This window comes from Mucilaginibacter lutimaris, assembly GCF_042676625.1.
GTDB classification, from domain to species: Bacteria; Bacteroidota; Bacteroidia; order Sphingobacteriales; family Sphingobacteriaceae; genus Mucilaginibacter; species Mucilaginibacter lutimaris.
This window is the reverse complement of sequence record NZ_JBHTIA010000008.1, coordinates 25,014-51,044: the sequence shown is the minus strand read 5'-3', so window position 1 is coordinate 51,044 and position 26,031 is coordinate 25,014. Positions and strand designations below refer to the sequence as shown.

At 43.5% G+C, this 26,031-nt stretch carries 22 protein-coding genes; 5 read left to right on the top strand and 17 right to left on the bottom strand.

The annotated features are described in order from the left end of the window. Positions 1 to 5 precede the first annotated feature (5 nt). The 3 genes from hutU to ACFQZI_RS11680 are packed head-to-tail and all read right to left on the bottom strand — an operon-like array spanning position 6 to position 3,706. Complete coding sequence (hutU, locus tag ACFQZI_RS11690; protein WP_377142737.1) at positions 6 to 1,679, bottom strand: urocanate hydratase; 1,674 nt, start codon at positions 1,677 to 1,679, stop codon at positions 6 to 8. After that, positions 1,657 to 3,216 (bottom strand): histidine ammonia-lyase, encoded by a 1,560-nt coding sequence (gene hutH / locus ACFQZI_RS11685; RefSeq protein WP_377142736.1) that lies wholly within the window; start codon positions 3,214 to 3,216, stop codon positions 1,657 to 1,659. The genes hutU and hutH overlap by 23 nt, the downstream gene beginning before the upstream one ends. Continuing rightward, on the bottom strand, positions 3,191 to 3,706 hold the full coding sequence (locus ACFQZI_RS11680; protein WP_377142735.1) for a MarR family winged helix-turn-helix transcriptional regulator: 516 nt from the start codon (positions 3,704 to 3,706) through the stop codon (positions 3,191 to 3,193). Before ACFQZI_RS11680 ends, hutH begins: the two co-directional genes overlap by 26 nt. Before the next feature lie 194 nt (positions 3,707 to 3,900). Here ACFQZI_RS11680 and ACFQZI_RS11675 point away from each other — a divergent pair, with 194 nt between their 5' ends. Further along, positions 3,901 to 4,569 (top strand): basic secretory protein-like protein, encoded by a 669-nt coding sequence (locus tag ACFQZI_RS11675; RefSeq protein WP_377142733.1) that lies wholly within the window; start codon positions 3,901 to 3,903, stop codon positions 4,567 to 4,569. A gap of 166 nt (positions 4,570 to 4,735) precedes the next feature. Here ACFQZI_RS11675 and atpG read toward each other — a convergent pair whose 3' ends face one another. From atpG to ACFQZI_RS11635, 8 genes are all read right to left on the bottom strand, one after another. Next, a complete protein-coding gene (atpG, locus tag ACFQZI_RS11670; RefSeq protein ID WP_377142731.1) occupies positions 4,736 to 5,644 on the bottom strand; it encodes an ATP synthase F1 subunit gamma in 909 nt (302 codons plus the stop codon). 129 nt (positions 5,645 to 5,773) lie between these two features. Further along, complete coding sequence (atpA, locus tag ACFQZI_RS11665) at positions 5,774 to 7,348, bottom strand: F0F1 ATP synthase subunit alpha (RefSeq protein ID WP_377142729.1); 1,575 nt, start codon at positions 7,346 to 7,348, stop codon at positions 5,774 to 5,776. 30 nt (positions 7,349 to 7,378) lie between these two features. Beyond that, positions 7,379 to 7,927, bottom strand: a complete 549-nt coding sequence (gene atpH / locus ACFQZI_RS11660; protein WP_377142727.1) for an ATP synthase F1 subunit delta — start codon at positions 7,925 to 7,927, stop codon at positions 7,379 to 7,381. 68 nt (positions 7,928 to 7,995) lie between these two features. Then, on the bottom strand, positions 7,996 to 8,487 hold the full coding sequence (atpF, locus tag ACFQZI_RS11655) for a F0F1 ATP synthase subunit B (RefSeq protein ID WP_377142726.1): 492 nt from the start codon (positions 8,485 to 8,487) through the stop codon (positions 7,996 to 7,998). A 91-nt stretch (positions 8,488 to 8,578) separates the two neighbouring features. Then, a complete protein-coding gene (atpE, locus tag ACFQZI_RS11650; RefSeq protein WP_377142724.1) occupies positions 8,579 to 8,788 on the bottom strand; it encodes an ATP synthase F0 subunit C in 210 nt (69 codons plus the stop codon). Between the two features lie 48 nt (positions 8,789 to 8,836). Then, positions 8,837 to 9,916, bottom strand: a complete 1,080-nt coding sequence (gene atpB, locus ACFQZI_RS11645; protein ID WP_377142722.1) for a F0F1 ATP synthase subunit A — start codon at positions 9,914 to 9,916, stop codon at positions 8,837 to 8,839. Positions 9,917 to 9,954: 38 nt separating this feature from the next. Further along, on the bottom strand, positions 9,955 to 10,335 hold the full coding sequence (locus tag ACFQZI_RS11640; RefSeq protein WP_377142720.1) for a hypothetical protein: 381 nt from the start codon (positions 10,333 to 10,335) through the stop codon (positions 9,955 to 9,957). Then, entirely contained in the window at positions 10,332 to 10,562 is a 231-nt protein-coding gene (locus ACFQZI_RS11635) for an AtpZ/AtpI family protein (protein ID WP_377142718.1), read from the bottom strand. Before ACFQZI_RS11635 ends, ACFQZI_RS11640 begins: the two co-directional genes overlap by 4 nt. A gap of 96 nt (positions 10,563 to 10,658) precedes the next feature. On the opposite strand from ACFQZI_RS11635, the gene porW reads away from it, so the two are divergent. From porW to uvrC, 3 genes are all read left to right on the top strand, one after another. After that, positions 10,659 to 13,613: a type IX secretion system periplasmic lipoprotein PorW/SprE gene (gene porW / locus ACFQZI_RS11630; protein WP_377142716.1), complete on the top strand. Its 2,955-nt coding sequence runs from the start codon at positions 10,659 to 10,661 to the stop codon at positions 13,611 to 13,613. A gap of 8 nt (positions 13,614 to 13,621) precedes the next feature. After that, positions 13,622 to 15,862 carry a penicillin-binding protein 1A gene (locus ACFQZI_RS11625; protein ID WP_377142714.1) on the top strand — a complete coding sequence of 747 codons (2,241 nt, stop codon included), beginning with the start codon at positions 13,622 to 13,624 and terminating at the stop codon, positions 15,860 to 15,862. 99 nt (positions 15,863 to 15,961) lie between these two features. Then, the gene (gene uvrC, locus ACFQZI_RS11620; protein ID WP_377142712.1) at positions 15,962 to 17,785 is read left to right on the top strand and encodes an excinuclease ABC subunit UvrC; all 1,824 of its coding nucleotides are present in this window, start codon (positions 15,962 to 15,964) and stop codon (positions 17,783 to 17,785) included. 74 nt (positions 17,786 to 17,859) lie between these two features. Here the strand turns inward: uvrC and porN are convergent, their stop codons facing one another. The 6 genes from porN to ACFQZI_RS11590 form a co-directional block, all read right to left on the bottom strand. Next, positions 17,860 to 18,846, bottom strand: a complete 987-nt coding sequence (porN, locus tag ACFQZI_RS11615) for a type IX secretion system ring subunit PorN/GldN (RefSeq protein ID WP_377142710.1) — start codon at positions 18,844 to 18,846, stop codon at positions 17,860 to 17,862. A gap of 7 nt (positions 18,847 to 18,853) precedes the next feature. After that, on the bottom strand, positions 18,854 to 20,371 hold the full coding sequence (gene porM, locus ACFQZI_RS11610; protein WP_377142708.1) for a type IX secretion system motor protein PorM/GldM: 1,518 nt from the start codon (positions 20,369 to 20,371) through the stop codon (positions 18,854 to 18,856). A gap of 36 nt (positions 20,372 to 20,407) precedes the next feature. Beyond that, positions 20,408 to 21,217: a type IX secretion system motor protein PorL/GldL gene (gene porL / locus ACFQZI_RS11605; protein WP_377142706.1), complete on the bottom strand. Its 810-nt coding sequence runs from the start codon at positions 21,215 to 21,217 to the stop codon at positions 20,408 to 20,410. A 39-nt stretch (positions 21,218 to 21,256) separates the two neighbouring features. Beyond that, positions 21,257 to 22,585 carry a T9SS ring complex lipoprotein PorK/GldK gene (gene porK, locus ACFQZI_RS11600; RefSeq protein WP_377142704.1) on the bottom strand — a complete coding sequence of 443 codons (1,329 nt, stop codon included), beginning with the start codon at positions 22,583 to 22,585 and terminating at the stop codon, positions 21,257 to 21,259. Between the two features lie 256 nt (positions 22,586 to 22,841). Next, complete coding sequence (locus ACFQZI_RS11595; protein WP_377142702.1) at positions 22,842 to 23,606, bottom strand: uroporphyrinogen-III synthase; 765 nt, start codon at positions 23,604 to 23,606, stop codon at positions 22,842 to 22,844. A gap of 8 nt (positions 23,607 to 23,614) precedes the next feature. Continuing rightward, a complete protein-coding gene (locus tag ACFQZI_RS11590; RefSeq protein ID WP_377142700.1) occupies positions 23,615 to 24,613 on the bottom strand; it encodes a DUF4271 domain-containing protein in 999 nt (332 codons plus the stop codon). A 107-nt stretch (positions 24,614 to 24,720) separates the two neighbouring features. On the opposite strand from ACFQZI_RS11590, the gene hemW reads away from it, so the two are divergent. Beyond that, positions 24,721 to 25,842 carry a radical SAM family heme chaperone HemW gene (gene hemW, locus ACFQZI_RS11585; RefSeq protein WP_377142698.1) on the top strand — a complete coding sequence of 374 codons (1,122 nt, stop codon included), beginning with the start codon at positions 24,721 to 24,723 and terminating at the stop codon, positions 25,840 to 25,842. Positions 25,843 to 26,031: the final 189 nt, after the last annotated feature.

The window sequence follows — 26,031 nt, the reverse complement described above, 5'->3', positions numbered from 1 at the left end:
TTAAATTACCACACCTTCAAACCAAACCTTTCGGCCCAATCCTGCGCTTTGTCATACCCGGCATCCGCATGGCGGAAGATGCCCATGGCAGGGTCGTTATGCAGTACGCGCTTCAGGCACGTTGCTGCACGTTCGGTGCCATCGGCTACTACAACCATACCGGCGTGCTGTGAATAACCCATGCCCACCCCACCACCGTGATGGAACGATACCCATGTTGCCCCACCAGAGGTATTTGCCATCAGGTTAAGCAATGGCCAGTCAGATACAGCATCCGAGCCATCCTTCATAGCCTCTGTCTCCCGGTTGGGTGACGCTACCGAGCCACAATCCAAATGGTCGCGACCAATAACAATTGGCGCTTTCACTTTCCCGCTTGCCACTAACTCATTAAATATCAAACCCGCTTTTTCGCGTTCGCCCATGCCCAGCCAGCAGATGCGGGCAGGCAGGCCCTGAAAAGCGATTTGCTTTTGTGCTTTTTGCAGCCAGTTTATCAACGGCTTGTTTTCGGGGAACGCCTCCATCAGCGCCCGGTCTGTTACATATATATCTTCAGGATCGCCGGACAGGGCTACCCATCTGAACGGCCCTTTTCCCTCGCAAAACAACGGGCGAATAAACGCCGGAGTAAAACCCGGGAAATCGTAAGCATTTTGCTCACCCCCTTGTTTGGCAAACTCGCGCAGGTTGTTGCCATAATCAAATGTAACTGAGCCGCGTTTTTGTAATTCTAACATAAAGCCAACATGGCGGGCCATACTTGCCAGCGAGAGGCGTTTATATTGTTCAGGGTCTGCTTTGCGCATATCTGCGGCTTCATCCAGCCTTAAACCGTTAGGGATATATCCATTAAGCGGGTCGTGTGACGAGGTTTGGTCGGTAACCATATCAGGCACAATACCGTCGGCTATCAATCGTTCCAGCATATCACCGGCATCGCTCACTAATCCTACAGATAGCGTCTCGCCCTTTGCCATTGCATGCTTAACCCAGGTAATGGCCTCATCGTAAGAATGGGTAAGCTTATCAATGTATCTACTTTCTATACGTTTTTGGATGCGTGTTACATCTACATCGGCACCTAAAAATACAGCGCCTGCCATGGTTGCGGCTAATGGCTGCGCGCCACCCATACCGCCAATGCCGGCGCTTACAATAAGTTTACCGGTTAGGTTGCCATTAAAATGTTGGCGGCCTGCTTCTTCAAAAGTTTCATATGTACCTTGCAAGATGCCCTGGGTACCAATGTAGATCCAGCTACCGGCGGTCATCTGCCCGTACATCATCAGGCCATCGGCGCGCAGTTTATTAAAATGTTCCCAGGTAGCCCAGGCGGGTACCAGGTTACTGTTGGCTATTAAAACCCTTGGCGCCTGCGGATGGCTGCGAATGATCCCCACGGGTTTACCGCTTTGCACCAATAGCGAATGTTCCTCATCCAATTCTAATAAAAGCTCAATTATTTTTCTGAGCGCTTCCGGGTTGCGGGCTGCCTGGCCGATGCCGCCGTAAACCACCAGTTCGTCGGGGTTTTCGGCTACCTGTCCGTCGAGGTTGTTTAGCAGCATACGTAACGGCGCTTCTGTTTGCCAGCTTTTGGCGTGGAGTTGGTTGCCAACCGGAGCTTTATAAACCGGATGGTTGGCGTATGTTTTAATAAATTCCGAACTCGTCATCGTCGTTTATATTGATGTTATGTTTTTGAGCGGCCTGGTTAGCCACCGATTGAAATTCACTGCTGATAATCAGTTGATGAAGGGCATTAATATCATCCGAGAAGATCCTGTCCTCTTTTATGAACGGCACATGCTGCCTTACCAATTTTTGCAATTCTTCAATTACAGGGGTGCTTTGCAGCGGCCTGCGAAACTCCAGCGCCTGCGATGCGTACAGCAGCTCAATAGCCTGTATATATTCAATATTGTCCAGCACCATGTGCAGTTTGCGCCCGCTGATAGAACCCATTGATACATGGTCTTCCTGCCCAAGCGAGGTGGGTACACTATCGGCGCTGGCAGGGAAACACATGCTTTTGTTTTCGGTTACCAGCGCGGCAGTGGTGTATTGCGGTATCATCAGGCCCGAGTTCAGACCTGCATGCTCTGTTAATAATTTTGGCAAGCCATAACGGCCTTCGCTCATGAGGTAGCAGCGGCGGTCGGCAATGTTGCCTAACTCGGCGGCGGCCACAGTAGCATAATCTAAGGGCAGGGCCAATGGTTGGCCGTGGAAATTACCCCCGCTTATGGTGTCATCGGAATTAAATATTACCGGGTTATCGGTAACAGAGTTCAGCTCTATTTCCGTCAATTCTTTTAGATGCAGCCAGGCATTCCGCGAAGCGCCGTGCACCTGCGGCATACAGCGTAGAGAGTATGGATCCTGCACCCTATCGCAATCCACATGAGAGCTGCCAATGGCCGAGCCTTGTAACAAAGCAGCCAATCGCTTTGCAACGAGCTTTGTGCCCTTATACGGGCGGATGGCATGCAAACGCTCGTCAAATGGCCTTGCCGAACCCATTAAACCTTCAAGCGACATGGCGCCGATCAGGTCGGCCACATTCAATATGTTATTTAAACGCTCTACCGCTTTGATGGCGAATGCGAGTATAAACTGGGTGCCGTTGATTAGGGCAAGTCCCTCTTTTGGGCCCAATACCAAAGGCTGCAAACCATGTTTTTTAAGGATCTCTGCCGCGGCATATTTTTCTTTGCCAACATTAACATAGCCCAAACCTATTAACGGCAAAAACAAATGCGACAAAGGTGCCAGGTCGCCAGATGCACCAACCGAGCCCTTTTCGGGCACAACCGGAATCACGTCATTATCTATATGCCATATAATTCGGTCTAAAGTTGCCGGCGCAATACCCGAGTAACCCTGTGCTAAAGCATGCACCTTGCTTATCAGCATCAGCTTGGCAATTTCCTGCGGAATAGGTTTACCCACCCCCACGCTATGGCTTTTTAAAATATTGCTTTGCAGCAGGCTGGTGTCTTCTTCAGAAATACGGGTATCGCAAAGCGGACCAAAACCGGTGTTGATACCATATACAGGCAAACGCGCATGCACAATTTTTTCAACCTCTTTCCATGACGTGTGAACATGAGCGGCGGCATCGTTATTTATCAAACCTTTAACCTTACCGGCCGCAATATCCAGGCTTAGGCCAATGGTTAGGTGTTCAATCCCGTAGTAAAAGTTTTTCATTAGGCATTGGGTTTAGCTTTTCTCCAACTTTATCGGCAAGATTATAAGCCTTAAAGGCAACTTCTAAGGCAGATATGGCAGGCAGTATCTCCGCAATTTTAGCATCGCTCGCTTCCAGTTCATTCATACTTGCAGTAATAGCATCCCAAACGGGCAGTATCTGTTTGAGCAGTGCCCGGCCTTTATCTGTAAATTGTACCATTTGCCTGCGGCCATCATCCGCATGGGTTGTAGTTTCTACAAGTTTACGGTTCTTCAGGTTGGTTATCAGCTGGCTTGCCGCGGGGTGCGATACTTCTGTTTGCTCACTCAGTTCTTTTATAGAAAGCGAGTCGTTTTTCGACAGCAGGTAAAACACCGGGAACCAGCTGGCATCAAAATCAATGCCTTCAGTCTGGTAAATTCGGTTTATTTCACTCAGGAACGCTTCGCTCATACGCCTTAAACGGCTGCCAAAAACCAGGTATCCTAAACTTTGATACAAATTCATGAATGCAATTTATATAAGTACTTATACAAAAGCAAGTTTATTACTAATTAACTCTCGCTAACCTCTTCAAAGTAAAGGAGCAAAATACCTCCATAATCAATTGTTTAAACTCTTTTATATTTCAAGCTTAGTATTGTATCAGGCTTTTTACGGCGATATGGCCTGCAATTGCTCATTAAAGTTATTTTTGCTGAATGAAAAAATTAACATTGATATTTTTAACCAGCTTCATATGCGGCGCAAGTTTTGCGTCCGGTCCCGATACTATAAAACGTAACGGCTATACCCTAATTGTACACGGTAACGACGAACATTTCGATAAAGCCATTACCGATAAATTGATCAGCACCTTTTTTGTTGTTTACCCCAAAATTGTAAATGAGTACAATAAGAAAAGCCTAAAACAGGTGGAGTTTTTTATCGACACAGCTTACCACGGTGTTGCCGCAACAGATAATGGCCGCGTGGTTTTTAGCCCCGCATACATGACCAAGCACCCTAACGATATTGATGTAGTTACACATGAGGTAATGCATATTGCGCAGGATTATGGCAATTTTGAGGACGGACCAGGCTGGTTAACCGAAGGTATTGCCGATTATGTACGTAACGAACACGGCGTAGCCAACGAAGCCGCCAAATGGAAACTACCCGATTTTAAACCCACCCAAAATTACGATAACGCCTACCGCGTTACCGCCCGCTTTTTACTATGGGTAGAAACTAAGGTTAAAAAAGGCACCGTAAAAAAACTGGACAGCCAAATGCGCGATCATAGTTATTCCCCTGCATCATGGAATAAGCTTACCGGCAAATCTGTAGATGAATTGTGGAAAACCTACGCTGCTAATCCGATAATATAAAAATGTCTTGCGAGCGTTAGCGTGGCAATCTCGTCGCTTGATTAGCTTAGAAGCGACGAGATTGCCACGTCGCTACGCTTCTCGCAATGACATATAGTTTTAAGTTAAATAAGAAAGGCTTTCCAAATTGGAAAGCCTTTCTTATTTATGAAGTTAATGGTTCTTATCAACCGCCTAATGCTGCTGCACCACTTACGATCTCGGTAAGCTCGGTAGTGATGGCCGCCTGGCGCGCCTGGTTGTACGAAAGTTTTAGGGCTTTCAGCAGGTCGCCCGCGTTTTCGGTCGCTTTATCCATCGCTGTCATACGCGCGCCATGCTCAGATGCGTTTGAATCTAAAACTGCACGGTATAGCTGTATTTTAATATTTTTAGGGATCAATTGCTCTACTATCTCCTCCTGCGAAGGCTCTAAGATGTAGTTAACCTGGTTCTCAATAACGCCACCCTTTGTTTTAAAGGCTTCTTCCTTTGCTTTAGCTTCAGGAAGTGGTACAGGCAATAATTGCTCTGCAACCTGGTATTGTATAGCCGCGTTACGGAAATGGTTATACACCAGTTCAACACGGTCATAATCGCCGTTAACAAAACCCTGCATAATGCTTTCAGTAATTTTAGAAGCATTAATAAAGTTCAGGTCAAGATACAGGTCGTTATTGTTGCCAATTACGTTAAACTTACGGCGCTGAAAAAATTCCTGGCTTTTTTTACCGATAGCAACAATAGATACATTGCCTTTGCTTAACTGCTCGCTGTATTTTTCGGCAATAAGGTTGTTAGCTGTTTTAATAACGTTGGTGTTAAAAGCACCCGCCAAACCACGGTTTGATGATACTACTACAATCAATACACGCACCGGCTGACGCTGCTGTAGAAAAGGTGAAGCACCGTCCTCTAAAGTCGCCGACAGGTTATCTAATAAATCTTTCAATTTATTAGCGTATGGGCGTAATTGTACAATAGCGTCTGTAGCCCTTTTCAGCTTAGCTGCCGAAACCATTTTCATGGCCTTGGTTATTTGCTGTGTGGAGTTAACGGATACTATCCTGTTTCTTACTTCTTTTAAATTAGCCATTTTCTGAGATTTGAGATGTAAGATCAGAGATTTGAGATCAACTCAACCTTCAATCTTATCCCGATTATTTTTATTTATAAGATGCGAGTATTTATCTCAATACTCGCATCTCATATCTCATATCTAAAATTAATATTTTCCTGCCAGTTCTTTGGCTACTGTTTCCAGTACGCCTGTTAACTGGTCATCAAATTTACCTGCTTTTAGGGCAGCCAGCACTTCGGGGTGGCGCAGCTCTAACTGGCTGGTAAACTCAGCTTCAAACTCACGTATTTTATTTACAGGCACGTTACGCATCAGGTTTTTAGTACCTAAGTAGATAATAGCTACCTGTTTTTCTACCGATACCGGAGAGAACTGGCCTTGCTTAAGTATCTCTACGTTACGTGCGCCTTTATCAATAACGTTTTTGGTTGATGCATCCAGATCCGAACCGAATTTAGAGAATGCCTCTAACTCGCGGTATTGTGCCTGGTCAAGTTTAAGTGTACCGGCAACTTTCTTCATCGATTTGATCTGAGCGTTACCACCCACACGCGATACCGAGATACCTACGTTAATTGCGGGACGGATACCGGCCAGGAACAAGTTAGACTCCAGGAAGATCTGACCATCGGTGATCGAGATTACGTTGGTTGGGATGTATGCAGATACGTCACCCGCCTGAGTTTCGATAATTGGAAGAGCGGTTAATGATCCGCCACCTTTAACAATGTGTTTGATAGACTCCGGCAAATCGTTCATTTGCTGCGCTATGTTATCATTGCTGTTAACTTTAGCGGCACGCTCTAACAAACGGCTGTGCAGGTAAAACACGTCGCCCGGATAAGCCTCACGGCCCGGTGGGCGGCGCAATAGTAATGACACCTCACGGTAAGCAACCGCCTGTTTAGAAAGATCATCATAAATGATCAAAGCAGGGCGACCTGTATCGCGGAAGTATTCGCCAATTGCAGCACCTGCAAACGGAGCAAAGAATTGCATGGTAGCAGAGTCCGAAGCATTAGCCGCAACTACTATTGAGTAAGGCATAGCACCATTCTCTTCAAGCGTGCGTACAATGTTTGCAACAGTTGAGGCTTTTTGGCCACAGGCTACATATATACAGTAAACCGGGTTGCCGGCATCGTAAAATTCTTTTTGATTGATGATGGTATCAATACAAACCGCGGTTTTACCTGTTTGGCGGTCACCAATAACCAACTCACGCTGGCCACGGCCAATCGGGATCATCGCGTCGATAGCTTTGATACCGGTTTGTAATGGCTCGGTTACCGGCTGGCGATAGATAACACCCGGAGCTTTACGCTCTAACGGCATTTCGTAAGTCTCGCCAACTATTGGGCCTTTACCGTCAATTGGGTTACCTAAAGTATCTACAACACGGCCAAGCATACCTTCGCCTACATTAATAGAGGCAATACGATTGGTACGTTTAACGGTATCACCTTCTTTAACATCGTCAGATTTACCTAACAATACCACACCAACGTTATCTTCTTCAAGGTTCAGTACGATACCTTGCAAACCGCTGTCAAACTCAACCAGCTCTCCTGATTGTACTTTGGTTAAACCGTAAACACGGGCAATACCATCACCCACCTGGAGTACGGTACCTACTTCTTCTAATTCAGATTCTGACTTGAAGCCGGCTAATTGCTGACGCAAAATTGCTGATACTTCGTCTGGTTTTACCTCTACCATTTTTGAGATTATTTTAGAGTATTAATGTTATTATACTGTTGCAATACTTGCAAATTCTTTTTTAATTTTCTTAAGGCTTGTGGCAACACTTGTATCTATCTGCCTGTCGCCTACAGTAAGTACAAAACCACCAATTAAGGACGGGTCTACCTGGGTATTTAATTTAATAGTACCACCAATAGCTTGCTGCACTTCATCAAGCAATTTCTTTTTATTAGTTTCAGATAGCTCTGCAGCAGATACTACTTTAGCATAAGTAATATTATGCTTAATATCATACAAAGCAATAAATTCATGAGAGGTTGTATATAATACGTTCCCGCGGCCTTTATCAATCATTATATTGTACATAGCCATACTTACCTTGCTTACCTTAGCTGCAAAAATATCGGCCAGTATAGCTTTCTTTTTACCATGAGGTACCACAGGGTTAGCTAAAACGGCACCAAGCTCGGGGCTGCTTCTTACAGTTTTGTAAAAAAGCACCATATCGTCCTTAACGGCTTCAACAGCATTTTGCTCTTCAGCAAGGTCTATCAATGCTTTTGCGTACCTTATTGCTACTGTTACTTCTGACATTGTTCTTGAGATTGGAGATTTGAGATCTGAGACTAATTCTGTCTCATGTCTCACACCTCATGTCTATATTATAATTTCACTTCTTTAAGCAAATCGGCTACTAATTCGTCCTGCTTGCCCTGGTCTTCAAACTGCTTGCGAAGTACTTTCTCGGCAATTTCTATTGATAATGCCGATACCTGATTTTTAACATCAGCCATAGCAATATTTTTTTGATTGTTGATCTCGATACGTGCCAGTTCAATTTGGCGTGCACCTTCTTTTTGCGCTGCTTCTTTAGCTTCGCTAACAATATGTTCTTTTAGCTTTCTGGCTTCCAGTAATATAAGGTCGCGTTCGGCACGGGCGTCTTTTAATAATGATTCGTTCTCGTTAGTTAAACGCGCCATCTCATCTTTAGCTGCAGCTGCTTTAAGTAAAGCATCTTCTATTGAACGCTCTCTCTCGTCAATAGCACCCATAATAGGTTTCCAGGCAAATTTGGCAAGTAAAAAGAACAGTATTAAAAACGATACCGTGGTCCAAAATACTAAGCCAATTTCAGGAGTAACTAATTCCATTTTTTATACAAGGTTAAATGTCAATTTAATATAACCGTATCTGCCGCCAACCGCTGCAAATACGGTTATTAATTTACCGTTGGGACAAAGATTATTTTAAGCCCAGGAACGATACCACCACACCGAACAAAGCAGCACCCTCAATAAGGGCCGCAGCGATGATCATTGCAGTTTGGATTTTTGAAGCGGCATCCGGCTGACGTGCAATACCTTCCATTGCTTTACCACCAACCTGACCGATACCGATACCGGCACCGATTACTGCTAAACCTGCACCTAATGCAGCGATACTTCCAAACATAGTTTTAAAATTAAAGTGAATATATATTATATAGTTATTTACAAATTATTAGTGGTGATGCTCTTCAACCGCAGTACCTATAAATAAGGCAGTAAGCAAGGTAAAGATAAACGCCTGCAAGGCTGCCACTAACAGCTCAAGCACATCCATAAACACCACAAACGGAACCGATACTATTGATACGTAAGCGCTCTTAAATACAAATATTAAGGATATTAAGCTTAACACAATAATGTGCCCTGCCGTAATATTGGCAAACAAACGTATCATTAACGCGAACGGTCTCGAAATGATACCCACAAGCTCTACCGGCCACATAATAATGTACAATGGCTTTGGTACATCGGGCGCAAAAATGTGTTTCCAGTAATATTTGTTACCGTTTACGTTTACTACTATTAGGGTAATTATAGCCAGTACAAACGTTACTGCTATATTACCGGTTAAGTTTGCACCACCCGGAAAGAAAGGAACTAAACCAATAAGGTTGTTGATCCATATAAAAAAGAAAACGGTTAATAACAAAGGCATAAAGCGCTGGTATTTGTAACCAATGTTTGGGCGGGCAATATCATCCCTTACAAACATAATAATAGGCTCTATGAAAGATTGCAAACCTTTAGGAGCCATACCTTCGCGCTTTTTATAGGCAGATGATACGCTAAAGAAAATGATGAGCAATAACACCATCGAAAGCCACATACTTACCACGTTGCGGGTAATAGAAAGATCTACCAGTTTTTTATTAAGGCTTAATACTGTCGCGGCCGATAACAGCGTATCATTCTCGCCAACAATATTCACTTTGTCTTTAACCAAACGGTAAGTGTAGTATTTACCTGCATAGTCAGCATGGCCATGCTCAAATTTCTCAGCAGAAAAAACTTCTAAGCCTTTGTCGGTATATAAAATTACAGGCAACGGAATTGAGGTATGCCCCCAAAGGTGCCATACATGCGAATCGGCAATGTGTTCAAGAATTACTTCACTTGGGTTAAATGCTTCTTCTTTTTCAGTTTTGGCCACCTCAGAATGATCCTCGCCGTGCTGTATAGCAAAAGTTTTACAAGTGCAAAAAGTTAAAAAAACGCCTAAAACAAGGCCGAGAGCTATTTTTTTTGATTTCAAAATGTGGCTAAAATACATTGAATGAGTGTTTTTTACTTTCAATTTTGGTTGCGCAAGTTACACAACAAAACGTATACTTCAAAGCCCGTATTCAAGAAATATAAATAAGAAAAGTTGAGCAAAAAAATGCCGTGGTCAATGTGTAATTTTAACACAAATAACAGGGCGAATGCCATACAACCCAGCATCTTTACAATAGTAGTTGCTAAAAACGCCTGGGCGTATAAAGCAGGGTTAAAACGCTGTATGAACAATACAGAGGCTGTTACTATAAAAGTAAACCCGGTTATAAAAGTAAAAAGCACCCAAAATTTGGCCAGCAAAAGGCCGCTATGGCCTGTATAAATTAATAGTGCCGGTATGGCTGCCAACAGCATTACAAATACTGCAAAAGCTATAAAAATTTTTACAGGACTCAATTTTTTACAGATCTTATAACCAGGTACAACGAAACAAACACCCCGGCAAGCGATAGCGCCGCGGTTACCCACATGGTGGTATGCTGGCCGGCTTTATCTATTTCATAGCCGGCAAATGCAAAAATGCCAATAACAGCTATCATCTGGAATGCCAGCCCGGTATATTTGGCATAAGCGTTAACAGCTTTGCCGCTATCGTTGGGTTGTTTCTGTTCATTTTCTGCCATCCGGCAAATTTATTAAACCTATTGCATAATCTTTAGTATTTTAGCAATGCATTTATAAACCTTAGCCACAAACGATCAATTTATTGTATTGTGGTTATGATCAATACAAAATATATCCAATTGAGGCATACGTTTACCTTTTCTGTACCAAAGTTATTATTGCTTGCCATTATATTGGTTATTGCCGGATGTTCGCTTGAGAAAAAAAGCGCCCTTAACCGCGGCCTGCAAAACCTTACAGCCAAATACAACATCCTGTTTAATGCCAAAGAACTACTCCGCCAGAAGCAGGAAGCTTACGAAGCAGCCTATGTTGATGATTACAGCGAACTGCTGAGCGTTTACCGCGATACCGTTACCCGCAGCGATGAACCCGATAAAGAACTTGACCTTGTCAAGCAAAAAGCCAATACCATCATCAGCATAAAAGAACAAAGCCATTACCTTGGCGATGCCTACCTGCTCCTAAGCAAAGCAAATTATCTTGATGGTAATTATTTCGACGCGGTGGAGTATGCAAACTATGTTATCCGCTCGTTTGGCAGCAACACTGAATTAAAACAGGAAGCATTGGTTTACAAAGCGCGTTCACTACTATACATTAACCAGCCAAACGATGCCAAAACAACTTTAGATAGCGCCTTTGCAGAAATTAATCCTAAGAAAAACATTACCGGTGATGTATACGCCACCAAACTGCAGTACGATATAAATGTACAGGATTACATAGATGCCGAGACAATGGCCAAACTTGCAATAGAGCACGCGCATGGCAAAGAACGCGAATTACGCTGGACGTTTATTTTAGCCCAACTGCAGGAAATGAACCATAAGCCTGCGGATGCTATTGCTAATTACGACCGTGTTAGTAAAAGCAATGCTGTATTTGATATGGCTTTTAATGCTAACCTAAACCGAATACGCATAGAGGATATGCAGAGTGGCGTAAAGGTTAGTCGCCTTACAAGGCTACGCTCTTTACTTAAAAACCAAAACAACAAAGATTTTACCGACCAGATCTATTTCCAGATAGCCCAGCTACAGTATAACGATGGCGAAATTGATAACGCGCTGAAAAGCTACAGGCAATCTGTAAACTATAGCACTAAAAACCAAAATCAAAAAGGGCTCTCCTATTTGCGGATGGCTGATGTATACTTTAAGAATAAGGCCGATTACACCGGTGCAAAAAACTTTTACGACAGCGCGCTCGTAAACTTGTCGCCCAACTACCCTAATTACAATGCTATTCAGAAGAAGGCAGAGAACCTACAAGTACTGGCAGACAGGTTGCAGATAATAGACCGCGAAGATACCCTGCAAATGCTGGCAAAGCTTGACGAGCCCGCCCGCCTTGCTCGTATTGATAGAATGGTTGAAGCTAAAATTTTAAGTACCCAATCTGTACAGGTTAATAACCCCGCAGAGCCCTTTGGCGCTGCCAACCTAAACCAACCTGCGCAAGAGAGCCTGCCAAATGGCAGCAACTTTTATTTTAGCAACGCAAATGCGGTGAGCCAGGGCTTTAGCAGTTTTAAACGGGTTTGGGGTAACCGCCGTTTAGAAGATAACTGGCGCAGGGCAAACCGCGCAAGCAGCGATATTACGCAAAACAACTCCGTAGCTATACAAGCTACCGACCCAGATGCCGGCGCTAATGATCTTTTAAGCAACCCCAATAACGTTAACGCGGGTAACTACAGGCAAGAGTTGTTGCAGAATTTGCCGCTTACTCCCGGGCTGTTGGCACAATCTAACAAGCGTATGTATGATGCTTATTTAGATATAGCCAATTTTTACCGGGATGTATTAGACGATAAAAAAGAAGCCATTGCAGCTTACGAGGCCATACTAAAGCGCTTTCCAAATAACGATAACACGGCTGCTATATATTATAACCTGTACCGTTTATATAGCGATACCAACCCGGCATCATCAAACAGGTATAAGGACCTGCTGGTGAAAAATTATCCGCAAACCCCTTTTGCCAGGATCATTCTCGACCCGGAGTATAGCAAACACATTAATGATGAAGATACCGGTTTCAGTATCCTATATAATAACATATATGACCTGTATGCTACCCGCCAATATGCAAAGGTCATTACATCTTCTGATGCATTGTTAGCGCAATACCCTAATAACAGGTTTGCTTCGCAGATCTATTATTTACGTGCCTTTGCGGCCGCGCACCAGGAGCCGCTTACCCCCTTTAGTACAGATTTGCAAAATATTGTTGCCAAATATCCGGATGATAAGCTAATAACACCGCTGGTTAATCAACACCTTGCCTACATAGCTGCTAACCAACCGGAATTGGCACAGCGCAAAGTGGTCATATCCGACCGTGAAATAAACGACCCTCAGTTTACCCTGCCTATCGTTTATCAAAAAGAAACCGAGCTCAGGGTTCCTGCCGAAAAATATGTGCCACTACCGGATGTACGTAAGCCCGAGCCTAAACCCGTTACGCCTCCTATAATTAAGGAAGAAAAAGCATCTGCAATAACAGCCGCCCCTGTTGGGGTTAAAAAATCTGCAGAAGTTGCGGTAGTTAAAGAACCTGTAAAAGAAGAAAAGCCTGCCGAAACTAAAACCGATATATTACCGCCTGTAACACAATCGGCAAAGGTTGAGGCGCCAATTGCCCCTGTACCTAATACTGCACCTGTAAAGCAAGTGCCATCTATATTTAATATGCGCGATAGCACCAATTATTACCTGGTGATAAATGTAAGCAGTGGTGCAATCAATCTGTCTTCATCACGTTTTGGTATTGGGCAGTTTAACAGGGTTAGTTACAGCACTGCAGGTATAAAGCACCAGCTTAAAGCCGTAGGGTACGATAACCAACTGATATACATAGGTCGGTTCAATAATATTACGGAGGTTAAGGATTATGCCCGCAAAATTTTACCGCTGATGCCGGATATTATGAAGGTACCAAAGGATAAATACAGCTTTTTTATCATAACCCAAGAAAATCTGGATAAATTAGCCGACCGTAAAAAACTGGATAGTTATATAGACTATTATCAACAAAACTACTAAGAACTAAGATGATCAATAAAGTTTCACAACAGGATATAAAACGTTACAACTGGTACATTTGGCGGTTTGTAATAGCCTGCTTCTCCTTTTTCCTGCTCATGATATTGCTTATCGCCTTCCAGGTATTTGGCCCGCTCCCATCCTTCCGCGAATTGGAGAACCCTAAGAGCGACCAGGCATCAGAGATCATATCGTCAGACAAGCAGATCATCGGTAAATACTACATCAAAAACCGTACGAGCGTTACCTACAAGCAAATTTCGCCAAACGTAATTAATGCCTTGGTTGCTACCGAAGATACCCGCTTTTACCAGCACTCGGGCATCGATTTTCAGCGTACTTTTAGTATAGTGCTTTATAACCTTGTAGGTAAAAAGCAAGGCGGCAGTACCATTACACAGCAGTTGGCGCTTAACTTGTTCTCCGAGCGATCGCACAACCCTTTCAAACGTATCATCCAAAAATTGCAGGAATGGATAACCGCGGTTAAGATAGAACGTAATTATACCAAAGAGGAGATCCTGACGCTGTACCTGAACACAGTAGATTTTGGTGCTTATAATACTTACGGCATTAGTTCGGCATCGCGTACTTATTTTAACACCACGCCGGATAAGCTTACGCCAGACCAGGCAGCCCTTTTAATAGGAATGATAAACGGGCCGGGCATTTATTCGCCCATAAACCACCCTGAAAATGCTAAAAACCGCCGTAATTTCGTTCTGAGACGTATGGATGAAGAAGGCTTTTTAAGCTCGGGACAGGCCGAAGAATATAAGGCCAAACCACTTGGATTAACCTTTAGCCCTATTGACCATAATGATGGCATTGCCACCTACTTTAGGGCGGTATTAAAAAAACAGGTGCAAAAAATATTGGTTGATAAATCCATCTTAAAACCTGATGGAACTACCCCTTACGACCTTGACCGCGACGGTCTGAAAATTTATACCACCATTGACGCTACCATGCAAAAATACGCCGAGGACGCGCAGAAAGAATACATGCGTACCCTGCAGGCACAATTTAATGCGCACTGGAAAGGGATTAGCTTGTGGAAAACCATCCCTACATTTAAGTCACTGTTAGATAAAGGAATGTACCGGTCCGACAGGTATATTGCCCTCAAATCGCAGGGGGCGTCAGAAGAAGAGATCCGCGAGGATTTCAATAAACCCGCCAAAATGAATTTATTTACCTGGCGTGGCGATATTGATACGGTAATGAGGCCTATCGATTCGATAGTGTATTGTAAAATGATGCTACGTAATGCCCTAATGAGCATGGACCCTACTACAGGCTATATCAAAGCATGGGTAGGCGGCACCAACTTCGAGCATTTTAAATACGATCAGGTAAAAATGGGTACCCGGCAGGTAGGTTCTACCGCTAAGCCCTTTACTTATGCTGTAGCAATTGATGATGGGTTTTCGCCTTGTATGCAGGTGGCTAACGAGCCAATAACTATCACCGGTTATGGTGCCGATTGGACCCCTCGTTCGTCACCCAGCGAAACTGTGCCGGGTGTTATTACCTTACGTACCGCGCTTGCCCGTTCGCAAAACTGGGTTACCGCTTATGTGATGGACCAGGTAAAGCCTACGCCTGTTATGGAATTAATTAAAAAGATGGGAATCACCAGCCCTGTGCCGCCATACCCTTCTATTTGTTTAGGTACCTTTGACGCATCTGTTTTTGATATGACCGGCGCTTACTCCGCGTTTGCCAACCAGGGCGTATGGACAGAGCCTACTTACCTGTTACGTATAGAGGATAAGAATGGCAACGTATTATATAACAACTCGCCGCGCATTGTACAGGCCATGAACGAGCAAACCGCTTATGTGATGACCTATATGCTTAAAGGGGTTATTGACGAAGGTACCGGCTGGCGCTTACGCGGTAAATACGGGCTGACCAACCCCATTGGCGGTAAAACTGGTACAACTAATGATAACTCCGACGGTTGGTTTATTGGTATAACCCCTCAGTTGGTTACCGGTGTATGGACAGGGTGCGAGGACCGCGATATCCACTTCCGCTCTACCCGCCTGGGCGAAGGCGCAAACACCGCCCTGCCAATATTTGCAGGCTACATGAAACGGGTTTACGCCAATCAATCGCTTGGCATTAAAAAGAATGTAGATTTTGTGCCGCCAAAGTCGGGGCTGTCTATCACGCTTGATTGCGGCGCCTACAGCCAGCAACAAAAAGGCACTAACGAGGTGGAGAAAAAACTGGATTTTTAGCAAATTGTTATAAAGTTGAAATGTTGTAAGGTTTAAAGGTTGTATTATCTGTTTGGCTCAACATTACAACTTTAAAACATTTCAACATTCCAACAACAAATGGATAAATTCGATTACAAGGAAGCTTTAAAAAATATACCGCACAAACCTGGTGTATATCAGTATTGGGACAGCGAGAAGCAGCTCATATATATTGGTAAGGCAAAAGACCTGCGTAACCGTGTGGGTTCATATTTTAATAAGGATACGCAAATAAATGCCAAAACCCGTGTTTTGGTATCAAAGATCCGCAATATAACCTTTACAATTGTTGATACCGAGGTTGACGCCTGGCTGCTGGAAAACAGCATGATCAAAAAGCATCAGCCACGCTACAATGTAATGCTTAAGGATGATAAAACTTACCCATGGATCATCATCAAGAACGAGAACTACCCGCGCATATTCTGGACCAGGCGTATCATTAAAGATGGATCAAAGTATCTTGGCCCCTATGCATCTGTAAGCATGATGCACACTATTTTAGGGCTTATAAAAGAAACTTACGCCCTGCGTACCTGCAACCTTAACCTTACCCGCGAGAATATTGAGAAGGGCAAATTTAAAGTATGCCTGGAGTACCAGTTAGGCAATTGTAAAGGGCCTTGCCAAGATTTTCAATCAGAAGCCGATTACGACCAGAATATTGCCGAAATAACAGATGTGCTTAACGGAAAAATAGGCAACGTTGTACGCGGACTGAAGAGCGACCTTGATAAGGCCGTAAGTGAGCTTAACTTTGAGCTGGCTCATCGCCTGAAACGTAAGCAGGATCTGCTGGAGAACTATCAAAGCAAATCAACCGTTGTAAATTCTTCTATTACCGATGTAGATGTTTTTAGCATCGCATCCGAAGAGAAATACGCCTTTGTAAACTACCTCAAGGTGATGAATGGCACTATCACCCAAACTCAGACCATAGAGCTTAAAAAGCGCCTCGACGAAACCGATGAGGAATTGCTCAGCATCGCTATAACCGAGTTCAGGACCAGGTATAACAGCACCTCTAAAGAAGTTATTGTTCCGTTTAATATTGATCTTGAAGATGAAAAGCTAAAGTTCACCGTACCTAAACTGGGCGAGAAACGCAAACTGCTGGACCTGTCGCAAAAGAATGTGATGTTCTTTAAAAAGGAAAAGATAGACCAGTACGAAAAGCTTAACCCCGAGGTGCGTACCGAGCGCTTGCTAACGCTGATGATGAAAGATCTGCGGATGAATGTGCTGCCCCGCCACATCGAGTGTTTCGATAACTCCAATTTCCAGGGTGCCTACCCGGTATCGGCCATTGTGGTGTTTAAGGATGCTAAACCCTCTAAAAAAGACTACCGCTTTTTCAACGTAAAAACCGTGGTAGGGCCCGATGACTTTGCCACCATGGAAGAAGCCGTACACCGCCGTTACCGCCGTATGCTTGATGAGGGGACAGAATTGCCGCAGCTTATTATTATTGACGGTGGTAAAGGGCAGTTGTCATCGGCCATGAAAAGTTTAAGGCTACTGGGGATAGATAAACAGGTTACCGTTATAGGCATCGCCAAGCGGCTGGAAGAACTATACTATCCTGGAGATCAGTACCCGCTGTACCTGGATAAACGCTCTGAAACGTTAAAAGTAATACAGCAATTGCGTGATGAGGCCCACCGCTTTGGTATAACCGCTCACCGCAAAAAGCGCGACAAAGGCACTTTAGCTACAGAACTGGAATTGATACCGGGCATTGGCAAAACAACTGCCGAGAAGCTGCTGAAATATTTTAAATCTGTTAAAAAGATTCGAGAAGCAACAGAGACCGAGTTGCAGGAAGTGGTGAATTTAAAGCAGGCTAAAGCTATAGCCCAATACTTTAAACCGGAAGTAAGCGGGGTAACCGGGTTGCAATAAAATATATAATTTATCGTAGACAAAAAAGCCCGTTTGCTTTCGCAACGGGCTTCCATATTTTTTAAGGAGAATTATTACTCGCCGTATTTCCAGAGGTTAAGCTCGTAATCCAGTAAGGTTTTTTTGATCCTTTCAGATTCGTACAACTTATCAATCCCCTGGGCGTAATCACGGATGCGTTCGTCCTTATCGTTAGATTGTTTTACGATGTAGCTGGTGAATATACGCTTTACAAAGCAGTCGTCGAAACTTAAGCCTGTTGCATCGTTGTTACGGCTAACGGCTTCTTTAACGGCTAACACTTTTCGTGCCTCGTCAAAATATATCCAGAAAGCTGGTTGGTAATCCAGATCTAAGCCCGCTGCTTTTGGTTTGTATAGTGGCGCTATGCCAATAATACGTGGTTCAAAAACCGATCGTTGCCTGTCGAAATACCAGTCTTCCTTAATACGGAACTTTACAACGCTATCCGGGTTAAATTCACCGGCCTGTATAGTTGAACCTATCTTGTTACCATCTTTATCAAACTTATCTACAACCGAGCTATCGGCCATGCGCGCACGCGCCTGACCCGGGGCAAGTGGTTTGCTAAAGCTGTCGCCGTTAGGGTCGTCTTTACTTGGGGTTGGGTCGTAAGCGGTAAGTTCACCCAAATCAATAGCTGCCATTAGCACATCTATTAATCTGCCTTTTGGCGAAGCAAGGTACCGGTTCATTTTCTCGCGAAGATCTATCTCGCGCCAAACGCGTTTAGCAAACATCACGTCGGCTTCGCGTAGGTTAGCATAAGGGGTTACCTTTGCACTAAGGATATTATTTTTCTTATAATAACCATCCATAGGGCGGTCAAAAGGCTTTTTCTTGATTGTATCCGCTGGTGATAAGCCTGCATTTGCGCCGCTGCCAGCACCTCCTACCTGATTATCAGGGCTAACACGCGAAGTTGCCGGAGCCTGTGTTCGTGCCCTCGTACCAGCTTTTTTGGTTGTTCTTTTTTTAGTTTGAGCGAACGAAGCGCTGCAAGCCAGGCAAAGTACAATGATCAAAAATCTTGTTTTCATAACTCTTTTAATTAGCCTGTAATACAATAGCGTCGAGGCCACGCTGCGTGCCATCCGGCCCTACAGCTACAATGTCCTGAAATACTACTGTGGTACCCGGTGTTACACCAGCCATAGCCGAACGCATAGCACCTGATAGCTCACCACCTGTTGTGGTCAAACTTACAGCATCCTGGCGTGGTTTTATAATAATTAAATTAAACCTTGTAACGTTAAATTTAGCGTCAAATTCAAAGTTGTCCAGTTTTGCAAAAAGCCTGTCCTGCGCGCGAATGTTGGCCGCGCTGGTTTTACCACCGCTTTTACCAGCAAACATCGCTTTAGGATCAGGTATACGCTTAACACGGAACTCCGATGCGCCTAATACCATACCTTTTTCGCCAAGTACGGTTACTTTAGCAGTTCCTATTGAATTTACAGTTGCTGTGTAATGGCCGTTAGAGCCACTTACCGAGCCACCGCTCATGCTAACTTTTATGCTCTCTTTAGGTACACCCGGTGCCGAAATTGATAATGGGTTTGGCACACCAATGTATAATACGTTCATTTTATCGGGCGATACTACTGCCGATGGTTTCGCTACCATATAGCTGCCGCTAATAGGGTATGCCTTTGGTGGCCCTTCTACCTGTTTAACCAATAATTGGCCTGTCCAGTTCCTTATCCCCTCGCCACTTGCCGTGGTGGTGTAAGTACCTACGCCGTTAGCGGTTGGTACAGGTGCCCCCCCTACGGTAATTGTAGGGTTTGAGTTTGCATCGTAAGCAGTTAAAAATATCTCTGCTTTATATTGCTGACCAGATAAAACATAACTTGTTGGTGCAACAGCAATAGCTTTAAACTGGTTTAACGTTACTTGCGCCTGGTCAACTTTACCTAAAATCTTTTTTACAACTTCGTTTTCGGCGTTTTTGTTATCAGCCTGTATCTGGGCTAATTTGGTTAAAGCCGCTCCTAACGGTATACCCTCACCAAAATAACCTGTCTGGAAGGTTTTACTTGGATAACCCGAGCGTTTAGGCGGATCGTTAGCGTTTAAAGAAAAGTTAACGCCTGCACCATCTTTACCTAGAAGTGCAATAAGTTTTGCCTTAGTCGCTTCAATTTTTCCTTTTAACACATCGGCCTTTTTACCGTTTATCATCACTTCTGATGATATATCAAGGCTTTCTCTTGCGTTGACATCATTAATCTCGGGATTTATGCCACCGCCTTTTTCAATCAATTCCTTTTTAAGTTCTTCGATGTACGCGTTAAGCTCATTAGTGGTTTTAGTGGCCTCTTTTGCTTTAGCCAATAACTGACCTGCTTTTTCGGGCTGCTCTTTTAACTTAGTGGACTCGAATGCCGAATAGGTATTATCTAAACCGGTAGTAACATTTACTCGTGACTGATCTAAGCTGTTCGTAATATTCTTGAATGAATCCAATAGGCTGTCCGGAACGTTTAGCGCTATAAGCCCTAAAAGTACCAGGTACAGTATACCTATCATCCGCTGTCTTGGGGTTTCTTTACCTCCGGCCATGCTTTATATTCTTCTGTGTTGGTATACTTAAATATGTTAGTTAACCCTTGGTTGGTTCATAGCTGTAAGCATGTTACCATATACCGAGTTTAATGAGGCAAGGTTTTTAGCTAAACGGCCAACCTCTTCCTTAAACTGTTTAGAATCATCTAACGACTCGTTAAAGTTGTTCATCGTTAACGATAGGTTTTTGTAGAAGCTGTTCATCGCTTTAAGGTGCGCGCTCGAATCTTGTAGTTCCAGTTCGTACACGGCGTTTAAAGATGATAAGTTTTTAGCCAGGTTAGTTACCTGATCGTGGTAAGCTTTAGAATCGATATTGGTGCTTGCCATTTCGTTAAGGTTAGCAGATGCTTTCTCAAAAGCAAGGCTTAAACCATCGTAACTTGCAGTTGCCTGCTTTACTTTGTTTGTAAAAGCAATAGTAGCATCGCCGGCATCAGTTACGCGTGATATAGCGTTAACCTTATCGCCAAAGGTGCGTAAGCCTTCTCCTAAGCTACCAATAAGCTCGGGGCCTATTTTCGCGTCAGAAAGCATTTTGTCTAAAGCGGCGGTATTAGAGAAATTATCACCACCCGATATAGCAGGCCTGGCAGATGATTTAGGCAATTCGCCTGTAAAATCTTCACTTAACTCAGGATACACACGTACCCAATCCACTTCTTTGTCTTCCCTTTGTAAACCAAGTATTAAAAATAATATTGCTTCGGTACCTAACCCAAGTGTTATAAATTCTGAAGCGAACTTCCAGTGTTGAATTTTAAACAAAAGCCCGATTATAACAACTGTAGCGCCAATTGATATAACATTCCCGATTCCGAAAGGTTTCTTTTTCCCAGCCATAACTTTAGTAAAGATGTTTGTATTTGTATGTTGTTTTGTTTAGCGTTTGTCCCTGATGTCGCGACCAAGGAATGGTGTTACACAACGGAAACCAATGTATGATTTCGCGGTGTCCTGGTACTCGAAAGTACGTGTTGAGTTTTGAAGGAAGTAACCAATATCTTTCCATGAACCACCGCGTACTACTTTACGTTTTAGCACCTCGGGGTCATTTGGTTTTGCTTCGTAATCGAATGTTGGTGAAAGGTCATGCACGAATGTCGATGCAGACTCGTCATAAGCGGATGATGTCCATTCTGCAACGTTACCTGCCATGTTATACAACCCATAATCATTAGGGAAGTATGACCTTACGTTAACGGTATAAGCGCCGCCATCATCGGTATAGTTACCACGGCCTGGTTTAAAGTTGGCCATTAAACAACCTTTAGCGTTTTTAATGTAAGGGCCGCCCCATGGGTAATCGGTACCTATACGGCCGCCACGAGCGGCATATTCAAATTCCGCGTCATTTGGCAAAGCAAATGGTTGGTTATGTGGAATGTGTTTAGCATCCTTAGCACCATCGCTTAAACGTGTGCGCCATGCGGTAAATGCACGGGCCTGGCGCCAGGTAACACCTACAACCGGGTAATTGCGGTATGCCGGGTGAGAGAAATAACCCTCTACCATTGGCTCGTTAGCCGCGTACGAAAAATCGTTTAACCATACCAATGTGTCCGGATAAACGCCTACTGTGTCACGCAAAATAAAATCCGAACGCTTTGCTGTTTTATCGTTACGGCGGTTTGACGCGTCGCGCAGGGTAAACAAAGCGTAGTTATATTTTAATAAGCGAACATCAATTTCGTTTCGGTCAAAAACGCGGTCATCGCCCTGGTAATAAAGCCCCTGAAGTTTTTGTTGATTTGCCGAAGCGTTTTTACCGCGGGTACTAAACACCGGGTTGTTCTCAACATATTTCCAGTTGATGTATTTCCTGCCGTTGGGATCTGCGGCTGCACCTTTCTTAGGCTGATAGTAATATTTGGGATCGTTTAGATAATTTGTAATGGCAATTGAATCGCGCACCCAAAATACAAATTGCTTGTATTTGGTGTTTGAGATCTCGGTTTCGTCCATAAAAAAAGGCGGAACGGTTACCTGTTTGGTCTGTGCGGTTTGCGCGAAGGTTACATCCTGGTCTGTTTGGCCCATTAGAAAAGTACCGCCTTTTATATAAACCATGTTTAAAGGAGTAGTAGCCCTGAAAGAACGTTGCTTAACACCAATAACCTCTCCGCTTGAAGCTCCCCCGCCGCCGCCAATACCGCAGCCTGTTAATATAGTACAGGCAAAAACTATTATTAAAAAGTATACTTGTTTCATTTTGTATCCAAAATCAGTAATATCTATTAATCCTATGTAACAGAACGCACCCCCGAATATATCACTTTTACAGTAACCAAACAGAAAAAATGTTTTTAAAATGTAATAAACACGGCTAATAGTTAAAAATTAGTCGCCATTATTTCATTAAAAAAGCAAACGGCGCGATAAAAATATTTCGTTATTACATAAATACTTTCACCGTTATACGTGGGTTTTTGAAGAATGTTGCGGAATTGTAGTGCTAAAACCTTATTTATTTGTTTGCCTGCTTAACATACTGCTCAATTGCCATGGTCATAGAAGGCGCGCCGGGTGTTGGCGCAGGGATATCTAAGATGAGGCCCGCTTCTAAAACTGCCTTATGCGTGGTAGCACCAAAAGCCGCAATACGGGTGTTATTCTGCTTAAAATCGGGGAAGTTCTTGTATAATGATTGGATGCTTGATGGGCTAAAGAACGCGATAACGTCATAAAAAACCTCTGCAAGATCGCTCAGATCGCTGCACACCGTACGGAAAAGTACAGCAGGAGTAAAATTGTAGCCATTATCCAACAAAAACTTTTGAGTTTCCTCGGCAGCTACGTCAGAACAAGGGTAAAGGAACTTTTCGGCTGAATGCTTCTTTAAAACCTCGGCCAGGTCTGCAGCGGTTTGTTTACCAAAAAATATTTTACGCTTACGGTATTGGATATATTTTTGAAGGTACAGGGCAATAGTTTCTGACAGGCAGAAGTACTTCATTTCTACCGGCACCTCAAACCGCATCTCTTCGCAAATACGGAAGAAGTGGTCTGCCGAGTTACGGCTGGTAAAAATAACAGCGGTAAAATCGGCCAGGTTAATTTTTTCCTTACGGAAATCCTTAGCAGGCACCCCTTCAACATGAATAAACGACCTAAAATCAATTTTTAAATTAAGCTTTTTGGCCAATTCAGCATAAGGATTTTTATCATTCTCGGGTTTTGGCAGCGTAACTAATATGCTTTTAACCTTTTTCTTTCTATCTTCCAATGCCATGTTTAATTCTACCTAAATCCTATATTAAGTGCCTTAATCAATATTAATATGGGGCAAATTTCAAGGGCACAAAGATAGATAAATAAATAAAATTTATGAAATCGAAAATTTGAAATAATACTTACGCTGCTGCGCAGATATTGCCATATAAATATCACTATTACAAACAGTAACGTTAACACCAATAAAAACGGGATGAACTTTTCTGCTATGAGGCTAAAACATAGCGCTACAGGCAAAAAAATAAAGGTGATATTAAAATAAGTGAGCGATAAGGCCGATATATACTCAGCTACCAGCTTATTGATATCAAACACAAAACCTAAAAAATTTAACACCAGGAACTTACTGGCAAACAATGCTATAATTACAAAAGACAGTGTTGCAAAAAGCTGAAAGCCGGCAATTGTATAATAAACTTTATAATATCCCGTGGTAAGCAGATAAAGGAACAAGCCGCATGTAAAGCCAAATAACAGGAACAAACCTACGAATGTCCAAAAGTTGATGGGGCTTTCTTCCTTACCCGCCTGGGTGCTGCTTTTACGGTTATAAAACGATTGGAAAACATTACTCATATCCTTACTGGAGAATATGTTTAAGCCCGATGCGAAAAGTAACAATATGATAATAACTGCAATTACCCAAATATCGCGCGATGGGCGGGTGTGCCCATACCCCTGTTTGATGCGCGATTTGGTGGAGAGGCTAAAGTAATTATCACCTTTATATTCATTCGCTTTTAATATGCTATCCACAAACATGTTAGGCCTGTTAGGGTCGGGCGCCTTCACATACACCATTGCCAATGAATCTGATATAAATTTTTCGCGCGCTGCAGTAGCATGTGCAACCGAATCCAGAAATGGAAGCGGGCCTTTAAACCGTGGGCGAATGCGTACGCTATCTGCCGGTTTCTGCACAGAATCGGCCTGCGCGTATGCGGCACCAGATGCTATAACAGTTACAAATAAAACACAAATAAACCAGCGCATTAATAAAGCCATGTAATGGCAGCAAATTTACCTTATTTATGGCGGCATATGCAAAATTTATGATATTAGGTAAACCATTTGTTCTGTTTAAATTAAATTAATATCACGATTTTTGCGCCATGGCCGGTATCTACATCCACATCCCTTTTTGCAAGCAAGCCTGCCATTACTGCGATTTCCATTTCAGCACATCGGCAAAATATAAAGACGAGATGGTGGCGGCCCTGTTAAAAGAGATCGGCATCCGCAAGGATTATCTCCAAAACGAAACCATTGAAACCATTTACTTTGGTGGTGGTACACCATCAGTACTTTCGGCAGATGAGATCATGCGTATTATCAATGCTATTACCGAATTACACGCCGTTAGCGCCGATACTGAAATAACCCTGGAGGCTAATCCCGACGACCTGGACCAGCAAAAGATAAACGCCTTCAGGCATACACCTGTTAACCGTTTCAGTATAGGTATCCAGTCGTTTTTTGATGAGGACCTGCAATGGATGAACCGTATACACCGCGCAAATGAAGCCGAAGTATCTGTAAAACGGGCACAGGATGCAGGCTTCAAAAACATAACTGTAGACCTGATATATGGTTACCCCTTGCTTAGTGATGCCAAGTGGAAGCATAATCTCAATAAAGTTTTTGAATTAGGTATCCCACACATTTCCGCCTACAGCATGACGGTTGAACCGCAAACCGCGCTGGCAGCTTTTATCAGCAAAAAAAAGCAGCCCCCTATGAACGAAAGCCAAAGCGCCAATCAGTTCAACATCATGCTTGATGCCATGCAGGTAAACGGTTTTGAGCAATACGAGATCTCGAATTTTTGCAAACCGGGCCATTACTCGCGCCATAACTCTAACTATTGGAAAGGCGTAAACTACCTGGGCATAGGCCCCTCGGCACACTCCTTTAATGGCGATACCCGCCAATGGAATATAGCTAACAATGCCAGATACATAAAAAGCTTATTAGAAAATACCATCCCTGCCGAAATTGAGGTATTGACAGAAATCAACCGCCTGAACGAATATATCATGACCTCGCTCCGCACCATCTGGGGCCTGGACCTGAATAAACTGAACAGCATTGCCCCGGGCGCAAAAAACAACGTTTTAGAAGCCGCTGTGCCTTTTTTTGATGATGGCAGCATAAAGCAAACAGGCAACGTTTTAACCCTTACTACCCAAGGCAAATTATACGCAGATAATATCGCTTCGAGTTTGTTTTTTTAAAATCTGTAAGCCAACGGCACTAAAATTCCCCCACCCTCTTTCCGCGCAGCGAATAAAGGGTCGATGAGCGAAGCGATGTCCGGGGTGAGTAAACCGTCATTAAGCACGTTATAGCGTTTGGGTGTTGGAATTATAGGCGCGAGTAAAACCGCCTGCATTTTTACGGCGTATCTCCTTACAAATAATTCA